Genomic DNA, 23887 nt, shown 5'->3' with positions numbered 1-23887 from the left:
TGCCGCGAGAGCCAGAAACCACAGTTTCGGTTTACCCTTCTGCCGCTATAAAGCATCAAGTGTTAACTGCAAATACCACTCTGGAGAAGCATCATACTCTTCTAATTTCCGTTGAGCTGCACCTTGGGGATCTTCAGCACGCAAAATCGTAAAGCCAACGGTTTTTAAGTTCGGTAAGGGGAGGGAAGGGGAAGCCGTTGTTTGTTCTTCCTCTATCTCTTCCGCTTCCTCCTCTATTTCTGAGATAATTTCTTCCGTTTCTGGTTTGACCCGTTTTTGCTGAAGCGCTACACAGGCTTGTTGATAGAAGGGCAAAATTTCGTCATAGTTATAAAGGAGTTCTTCTAGGGCAACTAGAGCTTTTGTGTCTCCATTATCCCAATCTTTGACTACTTTATGAATCCCAAAATTGAGGCTTAAGGGCAACTCTTCTGCACACTCGGTTATGGCAAATAAGAAGGCTTTTAAGATGATCGTATCTGAGTCTTTCATTGCTGTTTACATTTAGGGAACCTATCCTAGGGAATAGGGCATTGGGTTCAGGAGACTCACCCCATTACCCAATACCACCATTGACCTCATTACGAAGATTAAGAGCGATTTTCGCGCTCTTCATTTTGTCGCCTGCGGCGATCGTTCCAGTCTACTAAAGTAAGATAAACTACTCCGCCTGTTACCAAGATCAATAGGGCAAAAGCTGCCCAGACGAGACTGGTGAAAAGTGGAGATTCCATGAGCGTTCCCTCAGATGGTACTTAGAAGCCGTTTCTTGCCCAAACGACCATAGAGATAGAGAAGGTGAAAATCACCAGCAAGGAAACCCAACCTAAAGAGAGAATGTCCATAGTTAATCTTAAAACAACAGTATTACTCCATTGTTTATCATACAAGGGAATGGGGAATAGGGAATGGGCAATTGTTCTACTCTCCTCCCCATCTTCCCCATCCTCCCCATCCTCCCTATCCCAAGGCTAATTTAGCGGGACTTCCACCCGCTCTCCAGGAGTAGGGGAGAGGGCTTGGGTGCTTAAGCCATGAGCCGATAATTTTTGCTGAAATTCTTCTACAGTTCCCTCAGCTCTAAGTAAGGAAATCAACAAGCCTTCAAACTTGACATCACCACCGGCTGCTGTGGGTAACATCACTTGAGGCTTGACCCATTCAGCGACTTTGAGGGCACTCTCGGTTCCTTTAATAATCGGCCCGACTAGCGGTAAACCCAGATCTATCATGGGCGTAATAATTACATCAATCCGTCCCTTGTCCTTCAGTGTAGGGGAATGATAACCGTGGGGTTCATAATAAACGGTTTTGCCGCTAGAGAGTTCCTTAAAGATATAGCCATTTTCCACCAGAGTGGGGCCAATGGGAGAACCGGGAACTGCTTGAATCTCGACCTGCTCATTCAGGCGATAGGTTTGACCATGATCTAGGGCATGAATTTCAGTATAGCCGAACTCTGCAACGACTTTGGCTGCATTCGGCGAGCCAACGACGGGTAGATTTTTGTTCAACTCTTTCAGGGTCTGGGGATGGGCATGATCTTCTAATCCCTGGGAGAGAACGACTAGATTGACTCCTTCTGGAATGGCCCGGTCTTGGGGACGATATCCTTTAAATAACCAGGGCAAGTTACCAAAGACGAGGGGGCCGACTAACCAGGGGTCAAGGAGAATCTTTTGTCCTCCGAGTTCGAGTAACCAAGAGTTGCTATCGAGATAGGTGAGATACATAAGGATGCTTGCACGTTGATCTTTGCTTGTATTGTAGGCATAGATTACGAAATGTTATGACCAATGAGGAGGGAGAGCTTTAACTCAAAACCTCTCCCCCTTGCACGCGAGAGCCATTCATAAAATCACCTCCCAATTGGGCCCGTTTTCCGGCTAATTGGATTTGACGCAAGACTAAAAATCCTTTACCCGTTTTCACGACTGGCCCCAGTCCTTTGGCAAGGAAAACGACTTCTCCTACTTGGGTCTTCTCTAAGGCCATATTCTGCAAATTTTGCTCGACTTTCATGAACTCTTCAGGCAATTCTAAATGGTCACCCGTCAGTAAGGGAGCGGTTTCCATCACCTTCAAAACTCCATCGCGAAATTGAGTCACACAAGAGGGAAAAAATCCCCGTACTTGGTTATGTAACTCTAGGGCGCTGCGTTCCCAATTTAATTGATAATCCGGTTTATCAATCAAAGGGGCATAAGTGGCTAAATGATTATCCTGGGGAATAGGGATTACTTGCTCTTGATCGAGTTTTAACAACGTATCGACTAATAACTCTGCCCCCATCTGGGCCAACCGCTCCCCTAGGGTGTGGGCATTATCCCATAAACTGATGGGAGTGACGGACTTGAGCAGCATATCCCCGGTATCCATTCCCTTATCCATGAGTATGGTGGTAATACCGGTTTCCGTTTCCCCATGATAGAGACACCACTGGATAGGAGCCGCTCCCCGATATTGAGGTAAAATGGAACCATGGACATTGACGCAGCCGAGTCTCGGCATCTTCAGAATCTTGGAGGAAAGAATTTGCCCATAGGCGACCACCACAAATACATCGGCTTGCATTTGTTCTAATTCTTGTAAAGTCAAGGAGTCCTTCTTGATGCGTTGCGGTTGCCATACGGGTAAAGTCTCCCGGAGGGCAACGGTTTTCACGGCAGAGGGAATGGCTTTCCCCCCTCGACCTCGGCGTTTATCGGGTTGGGTGACAACCCCCAAGACTTGTATTTGGGGATGGGATAATAATTGCTCTAGGGTGGGGACAGCAAAGGCAGGTGTACCAAAAAAAATAACTCTCATGGGTTACGGTTCTGTATGATGTTTGAGAAACGGTTAAGGATTGGACAAGGATGACCTTGTTGTTTTAAGTTACCGGAGGATGTTGTTCAAAACCCATGTTCTAGACTTTCAATTCTGTATCCGTCCTCGATCGCTCAATTCTGACTCACGCTTTCAGTTTAAACTTTATGGCTTATTGTCGTCGGTATTTCCGGTTCTATTCCCAGATTCTACAACGGGAAATGGAGGTTTTGCATTTTGGGGATTCTGGCTATCCCATGCTGTTGTTTCCGTCGAGCAATGGACGGTTCTTTGACCCGGAAGACCGGGGTTTGATTGCTGCTCTGGGGCGACATTTGGATATGGGCTGGACTCAGGTGTTTTGTTTGGATACCTTGGACTGGGAAACCCTGTTAGCTCCAGGATTGACGATTCAGGAACGCCGTCAGCGCTGGTTATTGCTGGAGAAACATTGGTATAAGGAGTTTATGCCCTATGCTTGTGATGAAGCCCAAAATGATTTTTTGGTGGCTGCTGGCTGTTCTTTGGGGGCAACCCATGCGTTAAATTTGGCTCTGCGCTATCCGAATATTGTCCGCCGGTGTATTTCTATGTCGGGAACCTATGATTTGACGACGCTGCCGGGAATTGTGGAGTTGGATGGGGAGGAAACCACCAAGGAGTTACATTTTATTAACCCAGTGGCGTATATGGCTAATATGGGCCGCGATCGCTGGTTAGAATTAGGAGGAGCCAATACTGACCTGAAACTGCTCACCGCTCAACATGACCACTGTCTCTCCGATTATCTGCGCTTGTGCGATATTTTTAATCGTAATGGCATTCCCCATCATCTGGAAATTTGGGATGGCGGCCATGATTGGTCAATTTGGCAAGCCCAACTCGCCGCCTTTGCCTAACCTAAATCTCTAACCTAAATCTACTGTGTAAAGAAACCGGGTTTCTTCCCAATTCCAGCATCAGTTATGGATGTTGTAGGGGCGGGTTAACCCAAAATCAGGCTACCCAAAAATTAATCCCCAAAACTCGCCCCTAAAAACTCCAATTTTTTATTTTTAATTGAGCAGTTAAATTGGTATACTTTTCCTAAGATTTGCAGTTTTGAGAACAAGCAATGGTTACTCAGGTTAAAGGGATTTATCGCCATGGATGGATAGAACTGATTGAACCGCCTGATGATTGGGTGGAAGGTACTTCGGTTGTAGTAACGTTTGTCGAGTCCAATGAGATGAGCTTAGAGGCTCAGGGAATGACTCAGGAGGAAGCGGCACGTTTACAAGGGAGTCTGGCCTCATTTGCAGAAGAGTGGGAAAGTCCAGAAATGAGTATTTATGACAACTATGACGCAGCCAAAACCAACGGTTAGTCGGGGTGATGTGGCCTTAGTGCTTTTCCCCAATTCTAATCTGACTTCTGCTAAAACTAGACCAGCTTTAATTGTACAAGCAGATCATTTACAAACGGGGTTATCACAGATTATTGTGGCTATGATAACGAGTCGAATGTTTCGAGCAGGCCATCCAAGTCGGGTAACTATTTTACTCAATTCTCCGGTAGGAGGGCAGTCGGGTTTACTGACTGATTCAGTGATTATGACGGATAATTTAGCCACCATATCTCTTGCTGCGGTTAATCGGGTAATTGGCTCGATTCCGACATCAGAGATTGATACAGCATTGAGGCATACACTGGGATTGTAAATGGTAGATACAAGGTGCGGGTTAACCCAAAATTAGGACACCCAAAAATTAATACCCAAAACCCGCCCCTCTACAAGACTTGGGAATTATTGAGGTCGTTTAATCTGACTTCAGATTACCAAATTAAGGAAAGATTTAAGATAAATCCAGGTAAAACTGCTTCTCCGGATAAGTTGGCAGGATTATCTAAAATTTGTTTCTCTTGTCCCTGACGATAAACTTCTACTTGACGGTTTTGGGGATTGATGAGCCAACCTAATCGACAACCATTATCCATATATTCCTGCATTTTTGCTTGTAGGGATTTTAAGGAGTCGCTGGCAGAGCGCAATTCGATGATAAAATCGGGACACAGGGGTGGGAATTTTTCTTGCTCTTCTGCGCTCAAGGCTTCCCACTTTTCTAAAGGTATCCAAGACGCATCCGGGGAAAAAGTAGCCCCTTTAGGCAGCTTAAAGCAAGTGGAAGAATCAAACACAACCCCTAATTGAGTTTGTCGATTCCAGAAACCTAAATCTAGATTAATCTCTGAGTTCCGCTTTCCCGTTCCCCCTCCAGTCGGTGGCATAATGATTAAGTCCCCTTTCGCTGTTCGTTCTAGCCGCAAGTCACGGTTAGCTACACAAAGTTGATAAAATTGTTCATCGGTAATGGAGGCGGTTTCGGGATTGTGTAAAATGAATGCGGTCATGATTCGATCTCCTTTTTCTCCTCAAAGACAGGGGTTTACCAAATTAAGGAAAGATTTAAAACGAATCCGGGTAAAACCTCTTCTCCGGATAAGCTCGCAGGATTGTCTAAAATTTGTTTCTCTTGTCCCTGACGATAAACTTCTACTTGACGGTTTTGGGGATTAATCAGCCAACCTAATTGACAACCATTATCCATATATTCCTGCATTTTCTCTTGCAGGGGTTTTAAGGAGTCGCTGGCAGAGCGCAGCTCGATGATAAAATCGGGACACAGGGGTGGGAATTTCTCTTGCTGTTCGGGAGTTAAAGCTTCCCATTTTTCTAAAGGTATCCAAGAGGCATCCGGGGAAAAATTAGCCCCTTGAGGCAGCTTAAAGCAGGTGGAAGAATCAAACCCAATTCCAGTACCGTCCCTATCTGTCCAATTAGCTAGTTGTTGAGCAATTTTTAAATTGCGGTTTCCCGTTCCTCCTCCAGTGGGTGGCATAATGATGAGGTCTCCTTTTGCCGTTCGTTCTAGTCGCAAGTCACGGTTAGCTGCACAAAGTTGATAAAATTGTTCATCGGTAATGGATGCGGTTTCGGGATTGTGCAAAATGAATGCTGTCATGGTTTTATACAGTGCTTTGCGCGGTAATGGGTTCTCTTAAAAGTCCTCATTTATAAGGTTTATTCTATTCGGTAATGAGTGCGTGACTGCAAACCAAGGAGTGCGAGCATCTTGCTCGCTGTTATCTACCCTAGGGAGCATCTTGCTCACTGTTATCTACCCTAGGGAGCATCTTGCTCGCTCTTATCTACCCTAGGGAGCATCTTGCTCGCTCTTATCTACCCTAGGGAGCATCTTGCTCGCTGTTATGTATCCTAGCGAGCGAGACGCTCGCTCTTATCTACCCTAGGGAGCGAGACGCTCGCACTCCCAAAAACCCAAAGTCTAAATCCCTAGGGTAAAGCGCTATAAATAACGGCTGGCTAATTGCATTAAATCAGCAATATCAATATCTCCATCGCCATCTGCATCGAGTAAGCGGCTCAAAACGGGGTTTTTTTCCGCTTGACTGGCTCCCATTTCCACCACTTTTAGCACTAAGGGCACGGCGGTGGGTAAAACTGATTCAATGGTACTCGCTGGTAAACCGGTTTTGTCGGCAGCTACCTGAATTAAATTTTGCAGTTGGGGCAAACTGAAGAGGGCTTGCACTGCTAGGGGATTGGCAGAAAGTCCGCTATACTGATTGACGAGATTCTGTGCTTGATCTGGTTCTTGTTCTTTCAAGGCGGACTGGGAAAAGTTGGCAACGACGGAAAGCAGCGATCGCATCTGCCCTTCATCTGCTCCAGTATCATTGGATAATTGCTGCACTGTATTCACCAGTCCACCAATCTGCCCTAAGCCGCCTTGCTCGCTGACTGCACCCACCACCTGATTTAACCATCCCATATCCTTTCCTCCTAAACTTGCTACCCTAGAGGTGTTCCCTTAGCCTACCAAGGAACAGGGAGTAAGGTAATTTGATTTTTAATTTTTAATTTTTAATTTTTAATTCCTAATGCCCCTGCCTCGCCTCCTGATTCTGATTGTCGGTATTACACTGGTCTTAGGGCTGATGCTGTGGTTCATTGATGCCCTGCGCTGGTTTTACCTGCAAATTTCCTATACGTCCCCGCTCTTGGGAACGGTGGTTTTATTGTTGATTGTTGCCCTGTTGGGGGTGTTACTGGCGGGTGTTGTTTATTATGCCTGGATGTTCCAAGGGGGCAAAACCACCAAAAGCCGCAGTCAAAGGGTGGTGAAGGTTCCGACGGAGAAAAAGGAAGCGGCAGCCGAAACCCTGAAGGCGGTTAGGCAGCAGATGGATAAGATTCAGGATCGGGTGGCGCGGGAAGCCTTACTGGAGCGATCGCGGCAAATCGAATCGAGTCTCCAGGGTCGTAATGTGCGCGTAGTCGTCTTTGGTACGGGGTCATCAGGGAAAACTTCGGTAATTAATGGCTTGTTGGGGCAAATGGTGGGTCAAGTACAACCCACTATCGGCACGACGCAAGAGGGGCACACTTATCATTTACCCTTGAAGGGATTAAACCGGGAAATCTTAATAACGGATACCCCCGGCATCCTGGAAATTGGGGATGCGGGGAGCGATCGCGGGCAAATGGCTCGCCAGTTAGCCACCCAAGCGGATTTACTGCTATTTGTGGTTGATAATGATTTACGGCAGTCCGAATATGAACCCCTGCAAGCCTTAGCCCAAATTGGCAAGCGTTCCTTATTGGTGTTTAATAAGACGGATTTGTATACGGATGAAGACCGGGAGCGCATCTTAAGCGAACTGCGACACCGGGTACAGGGACTGATGAGCAGTGGTGATGTATTGGCGATCGCCGCTAACCCCCAAGCCGCCGTTTTACCCTCCGGCGATTTAGTGGTTCCAGACCCGATTATTTTACCCCTAATCCGCCGCCTAGCTGCCGTTCTCAGAGCTGAAGGCGAAGATTTGGTTGCCGATAACATTTTGATGCAAGCCAGCGCCCTAGGGGAGGATGCGCGGCGGATTTTGGACACCCAGCGCAAGCGGCAAGCCGATAAAACCGTGGAACAGTTCCAATGGATCGGAGCTGGGGCGATCGCCGTCACCCCTCTACCCGTCGTCGATTTGCTTGCCACAGCAGCCGTCAACGCCCAAATGGTAGTCGAATTGGGGCGCATCTACGGCTGCGAATTAAACATGGAACGGGGGCGAGAATTAGCCCTTTCATTAGCTAAAACTCTCACCAGTTTAGGCATCGTAGAAGGAGCGTTAAAATTAGTCACCACCGCCCTACAACTCAATGTCGCCACCTTCATTGTTGGCAAAGCCATTCAAGGAGTCACCGCCGCCTATTTAACCCGCATTGCCGGGAAAAGCTTTATCGAATACTTCCGCCAGGATCAAGACTGGGGAGACGGAGGAATCACGGAAGTTGTGCAGCGTCAATTCAAACTTAATAAACGGGATGAATTTGTCAAAGCCTTCATTCAAGATGCGATCGAGCGCGTCGTCCATCCCCTCACGCAAAGTGAATCAGAACCCTCAGAATACAACGATTCTACCGCCCCTTGGACTCCTCCCGTCTCTATCATGAAAGTGCCCGAACCCCTCCCCCCCAACTTCTCTGAACCAGATGATTGGTTAGAAGAGTCCGACTCAGAATCAGAGAATTGGTAATATAGCTAGTCTAAATCAGTTGTGCAACAGACAATGCCCTCTCCCTTTCATGTCCGCAGGAAAATCCCTCTCCCACTCCGAGCTAATCCTGTCGGGGTTTCATTGAACTACTATTTGGTTAACAGAAGTTGATCAGTAATCAACAAGTTAGCACAGCTTCCATCGTCATAGGCACTCAGGTCTTCAACCAGAAACCGAGTTTCTAATCAGCTTGCCAGTGTTCTAGCAGTTGTTCGCGAGACCATTGTCCGAGTTTGAGCAATGCGTCGGCAAATTTGTCTTTGGGAAGGGCGATTATTTTGGGTTTGATGGCTAAGAGTTCTTCATCAATTTCAGTAAATTTCTCCTTGAAGAAGGCATCGATGAGAGTAGCTCGCTCTTCTTCCCGTTCCCTGGTGAGTTCTTCTTGGTAGAAGTTAGATGATCTGATCCGTTCTTTTTCGGCAACCTGTTTCATCTGTATTTCAATATCGGGAATGGCGGGAAATTTAGACCATTCTTCACGACACAGAAGAACTTTATAAACATCTAAACTCATTTGTGTTATCTGAGGAAAGTAACCTATTGGTGCTTGTTCGATATCAAGGATTAAATCGTTCTCACTCATGCAGCCGTCATCGGGATACCAACCTAGAATATTGGCAAAGTCGCTTAAAACAATATCTCTAGATTCTTCAGTGCCTCCCATTTTTTGATAGATTTGACTTTGAATAATAAAACCAAACTTATCATAGCTGTACTGGCTCCAAAGGCGACCCATAATCTGTAAATCTTCAGCCGGAATGCTTTCTATTTCTTCTTTAGGAATATTCCGACAATTGGGATATCCAGTTACGGTCTGTAATTGAAAGGCTGTTTCTTCATCTGCTTCTTGCCAACGTCCACATTTGAGAAGATATTTTAATCTTGCATAACTTTGTCCAGAAGAAGATTGTAAGGGGATGTCATCTGAGGGTACATCGAGTTCACTTGCTGACTGTAAGGGTTGAGCGTCAGCAGGAGGAACCGGTCGTGCTTGTATCGTAGCGGATAAACCAGAACCTTTGATCTCTGCAAGTTGTGTTTTGAGCGCTTCCTGTTCTTTCGTTAACCGATCTACCTGTTCTGCAAGTTGGATTAAACGCACCTCAAACCGAGTCTCTACCTCTTCCATAGTGTTCTCCAAGGGGATGTAAGATTGAGTGGGGGATGACCGGATGTTACCGTAATGATCCTGATCAACCCCATCCATGAGTATATCAGGATTGAAGCAATATTAAGCACTGGCTCGTGGTGAGGGCGGGTTTATAGCGCTTCGCGCTAGGCAATAGGCAATAGGCAATAGGCAATAGGCAATAGCTTGTAGTGCTTAGGGTCTAATACTTCAAACTGTACTCCATAGAAAAGAGAAACGCTATACACAATTGGTGGGTGGGTTTTCTAGATATTGGGTGTAACCCGCCCCTACGGGGAATGGGTGAGGGCGGGTTTATAAAATTGGTGGGTTGGTATTGTATATTTGGGTAAAACCCGCCCCTACGGGGAATTAATGGGGTTGAAATTTTTGTAATCTTAAGGCGTTGGTGACGACAGAAACCGAACTTAATGCCATCGCTCCACCGGCAATCATGGGATTGAGTAACCAACCGAAAATCGGATATAAAATACCGGCAGCAATGGGAATCGATGCGGTGTTATAAACAAAGGCGAAAAATAGGTTTTGGCGGATGTTTTTTAAGGTGGCATGACTGAGTTGAATGGCGGTGATGATGCCTTGTAAGTCGCCAGAAATTAAGGTGATGTCGCTGGCAGCGATCGCCACATCGGTTCCTGTACCAATGGCTATCCCCACATCTGCCTGGGCTAAAGCGGGGGCATCATTAATACCATCGCCCACCATGGCGACTAATTTACCCTGCTGTTGCAATTCCCGCACCTTATCGGCTTTGTTTTCGGGACGCACTTGGGCGAAAATCTGGGTAATTCCCACTTGAGAGGCGATCGCCTCTGCCGTATGCTGATTATCTCCCGTGAGCATCACCACCTCTAACCCCATGCGCTGGAGTCGCTTAACCACCGCTTCCGAGGAAGGTTTCAGGGCATCGGCGATCGCCAAAATCGCCTCCACTTCTCCATCTACCGCCATCCAAATCACCGTTTTTCCGGCACTCTCCCACCGATCCTGATACTCGCTCAAGGGCACATCCTGAGAGGTTTTCACCCCCAAATTCACCCCCAATTCTGCCATCCATCGCCGAGTTCCTAACTGGATCAGGTGGTCAGAAATATACCCCTGCACCCCACAACCAGGAACAGCCTTAAACTGCTCCGGCTCGCTCAAAGGTTTTTTCACCCCCTGACGCTCGCTATAGTCCACCACAGCCTTTCCTAGGGGATGCTCTGAGGATTTTTCTAGGCTGGCTGCCATCTCTAACAGTTTCAATTCATTGCCGTGGGCAGTTCCCAACGTGGTGATATAGTCGGTAACTGTGGGTTTGCCTTGCGTCAGAGTTCCGGTTTTATCTAAGACAATGGTTTGCACCTGATGAGCCAATTGCAAGCTTTCTGCTCCTTTGATTAAAATCCCCTGTTGTGCCCCTTTTCCAGTTCCCACCATCACCGAGGTGGGGGTGGCTAACCCCAGAGCGCAGGGACAGGCAATCACCAACACGCTGACGGTGGTTACCATGGCTAGGGTAAGGTTACCGGTGAGCAGTATCCAGGTGATAAACGTCAGGATGGCTATAACTAAAACCGCAGGCACAAACCAGGATGTGACGCGATCGGCCAATTGTTGAATCGGCGCTTTAGAACTTTGAGCCTCTTTCACCAACTGGATAATCTGGGCTAAAACCGTATCTTTGCCCACGCGCAGAGCTTCGAGCTGAAAACTACCGGTTTGATTGATGGTTGCACCAATCACTTCATCACCGGGTTGTTTATCCACCGCCACACTTTCCCCGGTAACCATGGATTCATCCACCGTTGAGGAACCCTTAACGACTGTACCATCCACGGGAATTTTTTCGCCGGGACGCACCAAGAGGCGATCGCCCACCTGCACCTCAGTTAAGGGAATATCCTGCTCTTCCCCATCCCGGATCACCCGTGCCGTTTTCGGCTGCAAGCCAATCAGAGCGCGAATAGCCGATGAAGTCTTAGATCTCGCTTGATGTTCCAGCATTCTCCCCCACAAAATCAGGGTAATAATCACCACTGCCGCCTCATAATACACATCAGCGCTCAACCCTTGAGCCTCAAAAAACCCAGGAAACAAAGTCGGAAACAAAGAATAGAAATAAGCCGAACCCGTCCCCAACGCCACCAAACTATTCATATCGGCGCTCTTGTGCTTCAAGGCTTTCCAAGCGCCCACAAAAAACGAACGACCACACCAAACCATCACCGGAGTAGACACCACCCACTGCAACCAAGGGTTATGGAGCCACATGGGCCAACCCGGTATCGAAATTCCCGTCATCATCGGCAAAGATCCCACCACCAACAGCACCGAAGCCGCCCCTCCCAACCAAAGCTTGCGTTGTAATTGTTCGAGCGCTGGGTCAGATTCGTCTTCTTCCTCTTCCTGTACGGGCACATTGGCTTTATATCCCGCATTCTCTACGGCTTGCTGAATCTTATCGAGAGACACAGAACTGGGATTATACTGAACCGTTGCCTCCCGGAGGGCAAAATTAATCGAACATTCAGTTACCCCTGAGACTCCTTGAATAGCGCGTTCAATCCGTTGGGCACAAGCTGCACATGACATTCCTTCTAACTGTAGCGTTTGTTGTTGCATCACCTTTATCCTCTAATCTGTTCTCTAGAGTTTAAAGTCTCCAGTGGGCTGGAGAGTCAAGGGTAATGGGTTAATGGGTAATAGGCAATAGGCAATAGGCAATAGGCAATAGGCAATAGGCAATAGGCAATAGCTTGTATTGCTTAGGGTCTAGCCTTCAAGCTGTACTCTATAGAAAAGAGAAGCGCTATAATGCCCATTTTCCAGGCTTTTAATATGCATGATTCTGTTTTATTGTCCTTGTTGCAATTAGCTAACCCCACTTTACCCGTAGGTGCATATAGCTATTCGGAAGGCTTAGAAACCCTCGTGGAACAGGGAAAAATTACTGATAAATCCTCTTTAGAGGGTTGGTTAAGGGATGGGTTGCGATTAGGTTCTATCCGCCTCGATGGTGCAGTGTTAATCCGGGGATGGAATGCGATGCAAATGCAAGATTACCCCATGCTACGGTATTGGAATCGTTGGCTTTTAGCGACTCGAGAAACGGAAGAATTACGGCAACAAACGGTGCAAATGGGGCGATCGCTCTCCTTACTCGTGCAAAACCTAGAACCAGATCTGCAACCCGTTTTACAGGAGTTGGGGCCAGAATGGAGTTATCCCCTAGTGTTTGCGATCGCCGCTAATCATTGGCAGATTTCCCCCACAGATGCCCTCTTAGCCTATCTACAAAGCTGGGTTTCTAACCTGATCGCTGCGGGAGTCAAGTTGATTCCCCTGGGGCAAACCACTGGTCAAAAACTGCTCTTTGAGCTTCATCCCCAGATTCGGGCGATCGTGCCCGAAATTCTAGCCCTAGAGGATGATAACCTTTATAGTTGTAGTTGGGGTTTTGCTCTCGGTTGCATGGCCCATGAAACCCAATATACTCGACTCTTTAGAAGCTAAAAGAATGGCTCTGGTTTGCTTATGACTCAATTGCGCGTGGGAGTAGCTGGCCCGGTTGGATCGGGGAAAACCGCATTAGTAAATTTACTGTGTCAAACGTTGCGAGAACAGTATCAAATTGCTGTAGTAACTAACGATATCTATACTCAAGAAGATGCCCAGTTTTTGGTGCGATCAGGGGCTTTGTCTGGCGATCGCATCGTTGGCGTAGAAACGGGAGGCTGTCCCCATACGGCGATCCGAGAAGATGCTTCGATTAATTTAGTGGCGATCGAGCAACTGGAGCAACAATTTAATCATTTAGATCTGCTCTTTGTCGAAAGTGGCGGTGATAATTTAGCCGCAACCTTCAGCCCCGAATTAGTCGATATTACCCTTTATGTTATTGATGTAGCTGCTGGCGATAAAATCCCCCGCAAAGGCGGCCCAGGAATTACCAAATCGGATTTATTAGTGATTAATAAAATCGACCTTGCCCCCTTAGTTGGCGCAGATCTCCAGGTGATGGAACGGGATGCCAAAAAAATGCGCGGGGATAAACCTTTTATCTTTACCAACCTCAAAAACAATACCGGACTAGCCGAGGTGATTCAGTTTATTGAGCGTTATCTTTGACCTCTCATTACTCAGTCTTTAAACCCCAAATGATTGCCCACCGCACGCTGACGCAGGGGAATACGAGTGTGAATGGGTGCATTAAGAACCCTAAGATGAGGATCGGCAACCACCAAAGTGGTTGATCCACCGCCATCTAAATTTAAGGCCGTTTCTACTCCTAATTCCACAAACAGCGCTTGTAATTCTGGTAAAGCCATCCCCTCACTATAAAACCGTTGACGGCCATCTACGACCAGAATAAACACCTGAGTTCCCGATGCATCCAATCCGATCGCCGTCCGAGGATAAGCATCATCATAAAATGACCCCGAACTTAAGGGAACCGCTTCCCCATCCCAAATTAAAATAGTGCCTCCAGCAATTCCCTGTTGCGTATCTGGGGGACAAGCATCGCTACCGGGAATGACTGCGCGAGGAGAAGAGAGGAAACACAGAACCGGCCAACCCCCATTGACTGGGGAATATTCGATCCCATTGGCGATCGCCTGGCCAGAAATTCGCACGCGATCGCCCGATTCAGGATAAACTTGCCAAGGGGACTTCGCCTCAAACGGATAGAAAAAACTGCCATTGATCGCCAACTGTACCCCCAATTCCCGCACAAACTCCGAAGTCGTGCGAGCGCTAATTTCCATACCATCAGCTTGCGAATCGCCTGGAGTGACCAAGGGTTGCATTTGAGCCGTACTTAAATCAATTTTGACTTGATGAATCACCAACGGACGAGGGGTTGAGCGAATCAAACGAGTATAGGTCACTCCCGGAAACAGTTCCTCGACCAAGGGAGTTCGAGCCGGACGCGAGAGTAATAAAATCCCATAAATTCCCCCAGGAATTCCCAGCAACAGGGCGATGATTATTAAGGCGATTTTCCCCAGTTTCTTAGATTGCCAAATCATAGTTATACACAAGCGCCATTATCGTTCTCCTGATACAATAGCTCTGATCCAACTTGCACCATCGGCGATCGTGACCAGATTCATCCATGACCAATTTGCCAAACAATATCTAAGTGAAATGCTCTCCTCTTTTGGCACAGTAGAAACCAGCAAAGATATTGCCTCAGAAGTTCGCCAGGTTGATGTTTTCTTTACCCCATCCACCTCCGAACTTGATGCCAGTGAACTGGGATTATTAGGGCAACTCACGGCAACTCCGGCAATCTTTGAACCCTTTCGTAATCCCATAACCGCCCATGACTTTCGCACTTGTTTACTGAAACTCTTGGTACTGCAAGCGAAACAGGAACGAGAGACCGAGAGCAGAAAATTAGAGGAAGATGAACTGGCCAAGTTGTGGATCTTAACCCCAACCGCATCTCCCAATTTGCTCAAAGGAGTTCATGGGAAAGAGGCAGAGAATTGGCCGTCAGGAGTGTATCTGTTAAGCGAAATCTACAGAACTGGGATTGTAGTGATTCATCAACTCCCTCGCACTCCTGAGACGTTATGGTTGAGACTCCTAGGACGCGGAAGAGTCCAACAGCAAGCCATTCGAGAACTTGAAGCCTTACCTAAAGGGAATCGCTGGCGAGCGAATGTGATAAAATTGGTGTACGAGCTTTTAACTATTTTAGCCACCAGGCAAAACCAAGAAGCAGATCGAGATGATGAGGAGCTAATCGTGACTTTAACTCAACTCTATGAAGAAGCGATCGCCCAACTGCGCGAAGAAGGACGGCAAGAAGGACGGCAAGAGGGACGGCAAGAGGGAGAAGAGCAAGCCACTGTGCGCTTCATAACCAATCTCTTGCAGGTTCGGTTTGGAGAAGTGGATGAAGAACTGGCTGCTATTGTAGGGCGAATAGCCGCCCTGCCTTCAGAAGAATTTACCCCTCTGGTTCTACAATTGTCTCGTGAAGAGCTATTAGCCCGATTTATACCACAATCCGAGCCAGAAGAATAGGCGATCGCGTTAACCGAATATATCAATCTGAATCAGACCAAGAGATGGCGATCGCGGGGCAATGAGAGCGTGAACGCATCTCTCTCGTTTTTCTTGAGCCAATCCCTCTCTATTTTGGTATACTACAGTACCTTCATGTACTATACCAAATTAACTCATGACTGTCGATAACTTTATTACCATAGATGATACCGCTCTGTCTTTGGAGAAAAGTCTGGGCTACCTCAATGATGCCGGTAAACTGCAACCGGCTTTAGTCGAAATTGCCAAACAGTATCTCTTAGAACAAGAAATTCAAGCCGCAGGCATTGGCAACCCCTTAACTGAACAAATTGAACAATTCATGATTGAATTTCGGGTGCAACAACAACTCACAACTCCCGAAGCCTTTCAGCAGTGGTTATCAGAGCATGGCTTAAATTACGCCACATTCAAGCGGCAAATCCAGATACGGATGAAACAAGATGAACTCAAAGAACACATTGTGCGCGACAAAGTACAGGAGTATTTTGAGCAAAATCAAACCAACTTAGACCGGATCGTATTTTCGCGGATTGTCGTAGAAACTCCAGAAATGGCCCAAAGTCTGTATCAGCAGTTACAAGAACCGAATGTTTACTTTAGTCAACTGGCCAAGCAACATTCGATTGTTGATGACGGCAAAGTTGGGGGGGCAATGACTCCCATGATTCGCGGACAAATGCCGCCAGAAATCCGTGAAGCGACGCTCTCGGCTGAACTTGGGGCGATTTTAGGCCCAGTTCAGATTGAGGGACGCTATTGTTTGCTCAAAGTGGAGGAAATTTTGCCCGCACGCCTAGAAGGAGCGCTCAAGCGAGACTTGCAAACCCACCTGTTTGAGGAATGGATTAAGGAGAAACTGAAGGCGATGCAAATCAAGCTTAATCTTGAGCCAAAAAAATAACTTGACACGGAAGTATTAACTTGTGTATAGTTCGTAAATACACAATTTACTTAATATCAGGGTTATGAATTGGTTCCAAGGTTTACGCAAAAATAAGCAATCTTTCCTATCGAATTCGTTGTCAGGTAAAACATTTATCTTGGAACCAATTCTTACACCCAGTGGTGTGACGGGTCTTGAGGGAGAAGTGGGCAGTGGGGAGTTGGAGGTTGACTCCTTGGATGAGTTTGAAATTCCTGAAGAGCAGCAGCTCGAAGAGTCGGGTGAATCTGAAGAGCAAGAGACGAGTAGCACCTCGGAAGACTCGGAAATTATCGATGAAATTGACGATGAAGACATTGAACCCTTGGAATTCTTTTATGCTGAGACTGAGGGAGAAGCAGAACCAGAGCCAGCTTTAGAGCCGGATGTAGAGCCGGATTCAGAGTTAGAACTAGAGCTGGAAGTGACCACTTTAGTTACCGATCTCGACTCGGAGACAGAAGCCAGAGAAGAAATTGAATCCGAACCAGAGCCTGAGCCATTTACCTATAATTCCACCAATGGTGTATTTACGGTGGGAGAGACGGGTAAGGTCAATCTGGATTATTTGATTGATGGTGGAAAATACGCAAAAGGTGAGATTGGCATCTTCAGTTTGGAGGGGATGGAAGACTATGAGGGAGATGCGGAAGCTTGGGAAAGGGCAGCCGTGCGTCGCGCTCTCAGTAATTCTACGCTAGGAAATTTAGGGATTGCTGATGGTGAGGAAGGCGCGAAATTTACGGGAATTTTGGACGGGGAACTGAAGGACTGGAATCGGGGTGAGTATCAGTTTGTGGATAGTTTCTCCATGAAACCAGGGGAGCAGTTTGCCTTGGTGATTTCTGCTAAAACTCCCATTGAACAAGCCTTTGAAGCGGGTAAACCCCTATTTTTCTCGAATGATACAACCTATGAGAATTTTGCCGATGTGACGGGAGATGGTCATACCTTTACAGTGGAAGACTGGAGGGATGGAGATTACAATGATGTGGTCTTTCAGGTTAATGGTGCGAGGGGAGAAGCGGTTACGTTAGATGAAGTTATCGATCCGGAAGCGGAAGATTGGCGCAACAGTGAGGTAGGACAGCAGGTACTTGACTATATCGCTCCGGTAGAGTTTGACTCTGGAGTATTTACGGTTGATAACAGTGGAGAAGTGGGGATTGATTTCCTCTATGACGGTGGGAAGTGGAAAGGAGAGTTAGCTGTATTTAGTTTAGAGGGATTGGAAGAGATTAATCCCAATTCTGGGGCGTTTATTGAAGAAGCTGCCTCTCGCGCTTTATCTAATTCAGAACTCGGTCATGTGATTATATCCGATCGCACTGAAGGAGCCAGATTTGATGGCGTTTTGGGCGATGAAGGACAAGATTGGAACAGTGGCGACTATCGCGGGGTGAAGACATTTGCGATGAATCCAGGCGATCGCTTTGGTATGATGTTACTCCCGAAACACTCGGTTAGTAAACTAGCAGATAATCCAGCCTTGGGAGGACTCGGTGCGCCTTTGTTCTCCATGTCGAGCTTAAACCCGGAAGATGCCTATCACCTGGGACAACTAGCGGATGTTACCGGAGATGGCAATACCTTTGTCATGGAAGATTGGCGAGTGGATCATCACGGTTCCGATACAGATTATAACGATTTGATTTTCCAAGTGCGCGGCGCAACAGCAAATGCGGTGAATTTGGATGAAGTGATTAATCCAGAGTATGATTGGCGCGAGTCGGATCTGGGTAAGGGGTTGTTGGCTTATGCGAAGCCTTATGTGACTCCAGAGACTCCAGAGCTTGGGGAAATTATCCCAGAAGAGGTGTATGAGGCGATCGCCGAAGTTCGTGCCCAAGAAGCCTTAGAGTTGGCGGAGTTGGAAGCAGAAGAGGAGGTAGAAGAGGCGATCTCGCCTACTCCAGAAACTCCAGAAACTCCAGTAGCATCCGAGTCAGTTGAACCGGAAGTGGTGGAGACTCAAGAAGAGGCCGCACCAACCCCAGAAGCTCCAGAAGCTTCCGAACTTACAGCAACACTCCCTACCACTTTAATTAACGACCTCATCAAAGACTTGGGCCAGGAATTTGAGGGTGTTGACAACCAAGGAAAAGCTAATTTAGACAATTTGGACACTGACTTGTCTGATATTGAAGCGGCTACTCAGGCAAAAATTGATCGGCTCGATGGTGAGTTTGCTGAGGTACTTGGAGAACTCGAGGACTTCACAGACCAAACTAATGACAATTTATCTGAGCTAGAAGATGAGCTTCATCAAAGTCGCAAGCAAACGGGCGATAAGGTTACTGGTATTTCTCAAACCTTATCAACCAATCATCAAGCATTGGTGAAGCAGGTGGCAAAGCTTGAGGGTGACATTGCTAGTTCGGTGCGATCGGCTGAATCAGACATGAATAGGGCGATCGCCGATCTCGATCGACAAACCGAGGATGTCAGACAACAGATCGAAAGAAAAGAATTGGGCGATCGCGAAGATGAAATTAAACAACAATATCAAAGATTGCAGCAGCAAAAAGATAAAATTGTCAGTGATTATCAAAGTCAAGTCAGATCGTTGAAGTCTCTGAAAAATCAGATTTCATCTACCGCCCAATCTCAATTGAATGCTCTCCAAACAAATTCCAACCAGTCGATTAGTGGGGCGCAAAATTATCTCAGATCGATCCAACAAGAACTCAATAGCATTGAAGCTTCCTATCAGCAGTTAGAAGCTTCTCAAACTCAAGTAGCAGAGCAAGCCCAAGATCGCATGGATCAATTAGAAACTCTGCGAAACCAAGAGTTTCAGCAGAGTCAGAATGAGCTAGAAACACTAACGGATGAATGGAATGCATGGCTCGATGATGCCAATATGCAAACAGAAGTTTGGCAGAAAATTTTTTCCGATCCAGAGCCATGGTATAACACTCAAGAGCCATTACCCAAAGCGGGTACACCATTAGTTGGAGTTATTGATACTGGATTTGCGCCAGAAGTCAATACATTTTCTAATTCCGAAGTTCTCCTCGGAAAAGACTGGATTGAAAATGACTTTAACCCCTTATTGAATCCGGGTGAAGGCAATCCTCACGGAACGGATATTGTCGAAGTTATTGCCGGTATCGATCCAGAATCTCAACTCTGGTTAGGACGCGCTGTTGGTTCTAATGAATGGTCAAAATCCCTGATTGAATTTGTCGATCAGGTGCGAGAGACACAACAGCCCAATGCTGTGGTTAACTTGAGTTTCGATTTGACGGAAACTGATGCGAATGGTGTCGTTAGCACTCGATACGAACTGACTCCTCTAGAACGGTCAGCGCTGACTTATGCTCAACAGAATAATGTCTTGATTGTCACCGCAGCAGGGAATCAAGGAGACTCTCTTTCCGCTTTGGGACAAGCAACGAAAGAATTCGATAATATCTTAGTTGTTGGTGCAGCAGAAGATTGGGAACGATCAGCATATTCTAGCTACAATGATGTTGAATATGATTACTATGGCAAAGGAGTCGATTTACTGGCTCAAGGAACTGCAAAAAATGGAGCCTCCGGAACTTCTGTTTCTACTGCCAAAGTAACGGGTGCTGCCTCATTAGTGTGGTCGGCTAATCCGGATCTCAATTATACTCAAGTTAGGGATATTCTCAAGAATACAGCAACCGATCTAAACACGCCAGGATGGGATGCTCAAACCGGTTTGGGACTGCTGAATATTCCCGCAGCCGTTTATATCGCCAAAGAAGCCGAAGCTCAAGTCTATAAACCCAGTAATTATGAGCTGGTTACAGATATCCTCAAGTCTCATGATGTGCCTAAAGTTCACTGGCCAGAATTTTACCAATTCAGCTATTATGAAACTCTCCAGTCTCAGTTAACTGGCGTTACTTGGACGAATGACCTCGCAATACCTACAGAACGAGCCACATCAGAATGGGCTTGGCATGAGTCACATAATATTCAAGAAGTTGGCGAGCATTGGAGGAGAGAATATGGTTATCAATTGGGTAGGCCTAATGGAGAAAAAGCCAGAGGAGATGGCAACCGAATTACCGCAGATCATAATAGTCAATTAAGCGGCGACGAACTTAAATATGTACGTTATTGGATGGTAGACGATCGCAAGACAAATGTTGTGGGAATACATGGCACTATTAGAGTGATAAGAGAAATCAATCACACTCTCAAGGCAAAATGGGAAAACATACAGCACAACCAACAGAAACTTGCTAGTCAATTTGAAAATCTGACAGAAGAATACGAAGAACAGAAACATAAACAGGAAGAGAAAATCACTCAAGATCGAGAAGAAATTGAGAAAAAAGAACAAAAAATTAAAGACTTGCTCGATAGTGGAAGTGATGCCCAATCTGAGGAAATTCGACAATTAAAAAAAGAAATCGAGCAACTGAAAAAAGATCTCCAAGAGTACACAGTTCAAAGTCAGCAGGAGCTGGCAGAGCTGCAAACGCAAATCCAGGAGAAAGCGGTTGAGTTGAAGGAGATTAATGAAGAAATTGAAGTCATTAACCAAGAAGCTAAACGCCAAAATGAGCAGCGTGTCCAGGAATCTCGGCAAGCAGCCGCCAGCTATAAGAAAAGCTTCTGGGAAAAAGTCACAGATAGTGTCGCTGGTTTTATTGAAGACATTGGAGAAGGTATTAAGAGTACCCTGGATGCCATTGATGTCGAGACTGTCCTAGATCTGCTCAAACGAATTCCCCTTGTCGGTACAGCAGTGAGTGCCTTAGAAGGCCTCTATCACTTAGCTAATGGAGACTGGATAGAAGTCTTAAAAGCGGCAATTGATGGAGCGCTCGATCTAACACCTGCTGGGTCTATTATCTCATCTACAATGATTGATATCTTCGTCGAGGTAGCGTGGGCACTCAAGGATAAAGACTATAAAGGTGCTATTTCTGCCACCTTGTCCAATTTTAACGTCAATAAGACTGTGGCAGATACATTAGTTAATGTCGCCTGGTCGATGAAAGATGGAGACTGGAAATCTATCTTCAAAGCCGGTTTAGATGGGGCAGGATTTGAGAATGGCGATAAATTTATCGATATCGCCTGGGATGTTATCGATGGAGACTATAAAGGGGCATTAGGAACCGGATTAACCTTTGCTGGATTTGGACAACAAAAAGCCAATACCCTGATTGATATTGCCTGGAATATGGCGGATAACCGCTACGGCAAAGCACTCAAAACCGGATTAAACTATGCTGGTTTCTCCAATAGCAATTCCTTAGTCGATCTTGCCTTTGACCTCAAAGATGGCGACTATGAAAGCGCCTTAAAAACGGCATTTAATGCCAGTGGATTGGGTGCAGGAAAAACCTGGGTAGATGTGGCCTTTGACTTAAAAGACGGAAACTATAAATCCGCCTTAGAAACAGGACTAAAAACGGCTGGATTCTCCCAATACCAAGACTTTATCGATACCGCTTGGGATTTAAAAGAGGGGAATTACAAAAACGCCTTCATTCAAGCCTTAAATGCCGCCGGACTAGAAAATGCGACTGCATTAGGTCAAGCTCTGTTTGATGACTATTCCTACCCCTCAGACCCAGAAATTCCCCTGGCAGCTATCCCTGCCCATCATAAAGGGTACGAATACTTAGCGCGCAGTACTGCCTATGAAGATGGTTCGATTTCTGCCACTCCAGAACGCGCCTTAGACAATAGCAGTCCTGGAGGCAATAAACTCACGGTTGGCGAGCGAGTGAACGGCGGTTATACCGTAGATTACGTGATTGACGATCGCTCCACTGGATTCTACGCTGTCGGTTTAATTCCCGACGATCCGACTCAACCTCCTGTCCTCTCGGTGCGCGGAACCGGAGGCAGTCCCACGGATGAGAAATATGGAACTCTGATTGATGTTATCGAAGATACGAACCCAGACGGAATCGGCTACGGTCAATTCAGCGCCCATCAAGCTGAAATCCAAGCCTGGTTAGCCGCCCAAACCCAACCCGTGGATCTCGTCGGTCACAGTCTCGGCGGTGCTTTGGCGCAAACCATCGCCGCCCATTTCCCCACGGAAGTCGGAGAAGTGGTCACGTTCAATTCTCCTGGAATTGACAGTGATACTGCCGAACTCTTTGTTACCCAAGGCGGAAATCCCAACAGCGCTACCCACTACATTACCTCCGGCGATCTCGTGTCGATGGCGGGCGAAAAATACCTACCAGGTCGGGCAGTTTTAGCTTCCTATCCCAACTTAAATGTCTTTAAGAAGCATAGTTTATCGGTTTTGGGTTCAAATGCCATTCAGTCGGAAAACCAAGCCTCTGAAGTCAAATTAACGGCGCTTTCGGTGGACGAACTGAACAGTCCAAGTTTTGGATATGGCGATCGCGACTACACCCTATTCCGGTCTATTCTTTCCCTCGTCTCTCCTCCTGTCGCCACTGCTCTAGCGACGCGAGGCACAACGGAAACCAGCCGTCAAGCGATCGGTAGCGTCCTTCACGGAGCCATTGATACCGTCGAAAACTGGATCGATGTCGCTAAATCTATTCAATCTGAAGACTACTTAAACGCTCTCAAGGAAAGCTTAGGTTTAACCTCATTCTCCTTGGCTACAGAATGGGGGAATATGATGGAAGCCATAGACCAGCGCAAGTATATCGAAACTCTCACCCAAGCCTTAACTACCACTGAATTACCCGATGGTGACGACTGGTTAAATCTGATTGGACAAATTGATAATAATCAGTACACTGAGGCGCTGACAACAGGATTTAAGTTAGCTGATTTCGGTGCAACTGAAACTTGGATTGACATTGCCCAACATATTGAAGGCGGTGAATATTTAGACGCGCTCTCCAAAGGCTTTGAGGCAACTGGATTTACCGATGCTACTCCCTGGATTAGTATGGTGCGAGATGTGGGAAATGGCAACTATCTCAACGCTCTGAGAACCGGATTTAATCTCACAGATTTTGAAGCGGGTCAATCCTGGGTCGATATGGCCTGGAATATCCAAGAAGGAAACTATCTCCGAGCCTTACGAACCGGCTTTGATCTCGCTGGCTTTGACGAAGGAAAACATGCCATCAACGCCGGTTTAGCCCTCAAAAACGGCGACTACTTCAAGGCCTTTACATCTGGTATATCGATGATTGATGGAGTCGATGACTTGGTAGACGCTCTCACCTATCTCAAAGATGGGAAGGTGAAAGAAGCCATTCCTTCCATGATCGATGCGGCGAAATTGCTTAAAGTATTCCTGTAGAAGTTAGCGCTGGGCGATACGGTAGGAGACTTCTGGCGATCGCCCTTTGGCTATAATCAGAGGAAAGGCCGATCGCCAAAAATGATAAACGACTAGGTGTCAA

General features: G+C 46.6%; 20 protein-coding genes. 9 read left to right on the top strand and 11 right to left on the bottom strand.

Annotated elements, in window-relative coordinates; genetic code table 11:
- Positions 1 to 45: 45 nt before the first annotated feature.
- From PMG25_RS19490 to fmt, 5 genes are all read right to left on the bottom strand, one after another.
- The gene (locus tag PMG25_RS19490; RefSeq protein ID WP_283768563.1) at positions 46 to 492 is read right to left on the bottom strand and encodes a hypothetical protein; all 447 of its coding nucleotides are present in this window, start codon (positions 490 to 492) and stop codon (positions 46 to 48) included.
- 98 nt (positions 493 to 590) lie between these two features.
- Positions 591 to 734 (bottom strand): hypothetical protein, encoded by a 144-nt coding sequence (locus tag PMG25_RS19485; RefSeq protein WP_283768562.1) that lies wholly within the window; start codon positions 732 to 734, stop codon positions 591 to 593.
- Between the two features lie 21 nt (positions 735 to 755).
- A complete protein-coding gene (gene petN, locus PMG25_RS19480; protein WP_271941349.1) occupies positions 756 to 845 on the bottom strand; it encodes a cytochrome b6-f complex subunit PetN in 90 nt (29 codons plus the stop codon).
- 126 nt (positions 846 to 971) lie between these two features.
- Positions 972 to 1733 (bottom strand): MBL fold metallo-hydrolase, encoded by a 762-nt coding sequence (locus PMG25_RS19475; protein ID WP_283768561.1) that lies wholly within the window; start codon positions 1731 to 1733, stop codon positions 972 to 974.
- Between the two features lie 79 nt (positions 1734 to 1812).
- A complete protein-coding gene (gene fmt, locus PMG25_RS19470) occupies positions 1813 to 2808 on the bottom strand; it encodes a methionyl-tRNA formyltransferase (RefSeq protein ID WP_283768560.1) in 996 nt (331 codons plus the stop codon).
- Between the two features lie 167 nt (positions 2809 to 2975).
- Between fmt and PMG25_RS19465 the strand changes: the two genes are divergently transcribed.
- The 3 genes from PMG25_RS19465 (at position 2976) to PMG25_RS19455 (ending at position 4508) form a co-directional block, all read left to right on the top strand.
- Entirely contained in the window at positions 2976 to 3707 is a 732-nt protein-coding gene (locus PMG25_RS19465; RefSeq protein ID WP_283768559.1) for an alpha/beta hydrolase-fold protein, read from the top strand.
- Positions 3708 to 3922: 215 nt separating this feature from the next.
- Positions 3923 to 4174, top strand: a complete 252-nt coding sequence (locus PMG25_RS19460) for a hypothetical protein (RefSeq protein WP_283768558.1) — start codon at positions 3923 to 3925, stop codon at positions 4172 to 4174.
- A complete protein-coding gene (locus PMG25_RS19455) occupies positions 4149 to 4508 on the top strand; it encodes a type II toxin-antitoxin system PemK/MazF family toxin (protein WP_283768557.1) in 360 nt (119 codons plus the stop codon). The genes PMG25_RS19460 and PMG25_RS19455 overlap by 26 nt, the downstream gene beginning before the upstream one ends.
- A 115-nt stretch (positions 4509 to 4623) precedes the next feature.
- Here PMG25_RS19455 and PMG25_RS19450 read toward each other — a convergent pair whose 3' ends face one another.
- From PMG25_RS19450 to PMG25_RS19440, 3 genes are all read right to left on the bottom strand, one after another.
- Complete coding sequence (locus tag PMG25_RS19450; protein WP_283768556.1) at positions 4624 to 5199, bottom strand: Uma2 family endonuclease; 576 nt, start codon at positions 5197 to 5199, stop codon at positions 4624 to 4626.
- Positions 5200 to 5234: 35 nt separating this feature from the next.
- On the bottom strand, positions 5235 to 5810 hold the full coding sequence (locus PMG25_RS19445; RefSeq protein ID WP_283768555.1) for a Uma2 family endonuclease: 576 nt from the start codon (positions 5808 to 5810) through the stop codon (positions 5235 to 5237).
- A 345-nt stretch (positions 5811 to 6155) separates the two neighbouring features.
- A complete protein-coding gene (locus PMG25_RS19440; RefSeq protein ID WP_283768554.1) occupies positions 6156 to 6641 on the bottom strand; it encodes a DUF937 domain-containing protein in 486 nt (161 codons plus the stop codon).
- A 109-nt stretch (positions 6642 to 6750) separates the two neighbouring features.
- On the opposite strand from PMG25_RS19440, the gene PMG25_RS19435 reads away from it, so the two are divergent.
- On the top strand, positions 6751 to 8406 hold the full coding sequence (locus PMG25_RS19435; protein ID WP_283768553.1) for a YcjF family protein: 1656 nt from the start codon (positions 6751 to 6753) through the stop codon (positions 8404 to 8406).
- Between the two features lie 202 nt (positions 8407 to 8608).
- On the opposite strand, the gene PMG25_RS19430 is transcribed toward PMG25_RS19435, so the two are convergent.
- Both PMG25_RS19430 and PMG25_RS19425 read right to left on the bottom strand, forming a co-directional pair.
- Positions 8609 to 9559: a GUN4 domain-containing protein gene (locus PMG25_RS19430; protein ID WP_283768552.1), complete on the bottom strand. Its 951-nt coding sequence runs from the start codon at positions 9557 to 9559 to the stop codon at positions 8609 to 8611.
- Positions 9560 to 9931: 372 nt separating this feature from the next.
- On the bottom strand, positions 9932 to 12187 hold the full coding sequence (locus PMG25_RS19425) for a heavy metal translocating P-type ATPase (protein ID WP_283768551.1): 2256 nt from the start codon (positions 12185 to 12187) through the stop codon (positions 9932 to 9934).
- Positions 12188 to 12403: 216 nt separating this feature from the next.
- Between PMG25_RS19425 and PMG25_RS19420 the strand changes: the two genes are divergently transcribed.
- Both PMG25_RS19420 and ureG read left to right on the top strand, forming a co-directional pair.
- Positions 12404 to 13078, top strand: a complete 675-nt coding sequence (locus PMG25_RS19420) for an urease accessory protein UreF (RefSeq protein ID WP_283768550.1) — start codon at positions 12404 to 12406, stop codon at positions 13076 to 13078.
- A gap of 21 nt (positions 13079 to 13099) precedes the next feature.
- A complete protein-coding gene (gene ureG / locus PMG25_RS19415; RefSeq protein ID WP_283768549.1) occupies positions 13100 to 13693 on the top strand; it encodes an urease accessory protein UreG in 594 nt (197 codons plus the stop codon).
- 11 nt (positions 13694 to 13704) lie between these two features.
- Here the strand turns inward: ureG and PMG25_RS19410 are convergent, their stop codons facing one another.
- Positions 13705 to 14595 carry a phosphodiester glycosidase family protein gene (locus PMG25_RS19410; protein WP_283768548.1) on the bottom strand — a complete coding sequence of 297 codons (891 nt, stop codon included), beginning with the start codon at positions 14593 to 14595 and terminating at the stop codon, positions 13705 to 13707.
- 70 nt (positions 14596 to 14665) lie between these two features.
- On the opposite strand from PMG25_RS19410, the gene PMG25_RS19405 reads away from it, so the two are divergent.
- The 3 genes from PMG25_RS19405 to PMG25_RS19395 all read left to right on the top strand — a co-directional run bounded on the left by PMG25_RS19405 (position 14666) and on the right by PMG25_RS19395 (position 23784).
- The gene (locus PMG25_RS19405) at positions 14666 to 15601 is read left to right on the top strand and encodes an RpnC/YadD family protein (RefSeq protein WP_283768547.1); all 936 of its coding nucleotides are present in this window, start codon (positions 14666 to 14668) and stop codon (positions 15599 to 15601) included.
- Between the two features lie 157 nt (positions 15602 to 15758).
- Positions 15759 to 16526 (top strand): peptidylprolyl isomerase, encoded by a 768-nt coding sequence (locus tag PMG25_RS19400; RefSeq protein WP_283768546.1) that lies wholly within the window; start codon positions 15759 to 15761, stop codon positions 16524 to 16526.
- Positions 16527 to 16665: 139 nt separating this feature from the next.
- Positions 16666 to 23784: a DUF4114 domain-containing protein gene (locus tag PMG25_RS19395; RefSeq protein ID WP_283768545.1), complete on the top strand. Its 7119-nt coding sequence runs from the start codon at positions 16666 to 16668 to the stop codon at positions 23782 to 23784.
- Positions 23785 to 23887: the final 103 nt, after the last annotated feature.

It is taken from the genome of Roseofilum capinflatum BLCC-M114, assembly GCF_030068505.1.
GTDB classification, from domain to species: Bacteria; Cyanobacteriota; Cyanobacteriia; order Cyanobacteriales; family Desertifilaceae; genus Roseofilum; species Roseofilum capinflatum.
The sequence above is the reverse complement of the archived record's forward strand: the minus strand, read 5'-3'. Positions and strand labels throughout refer to the sequence as shown.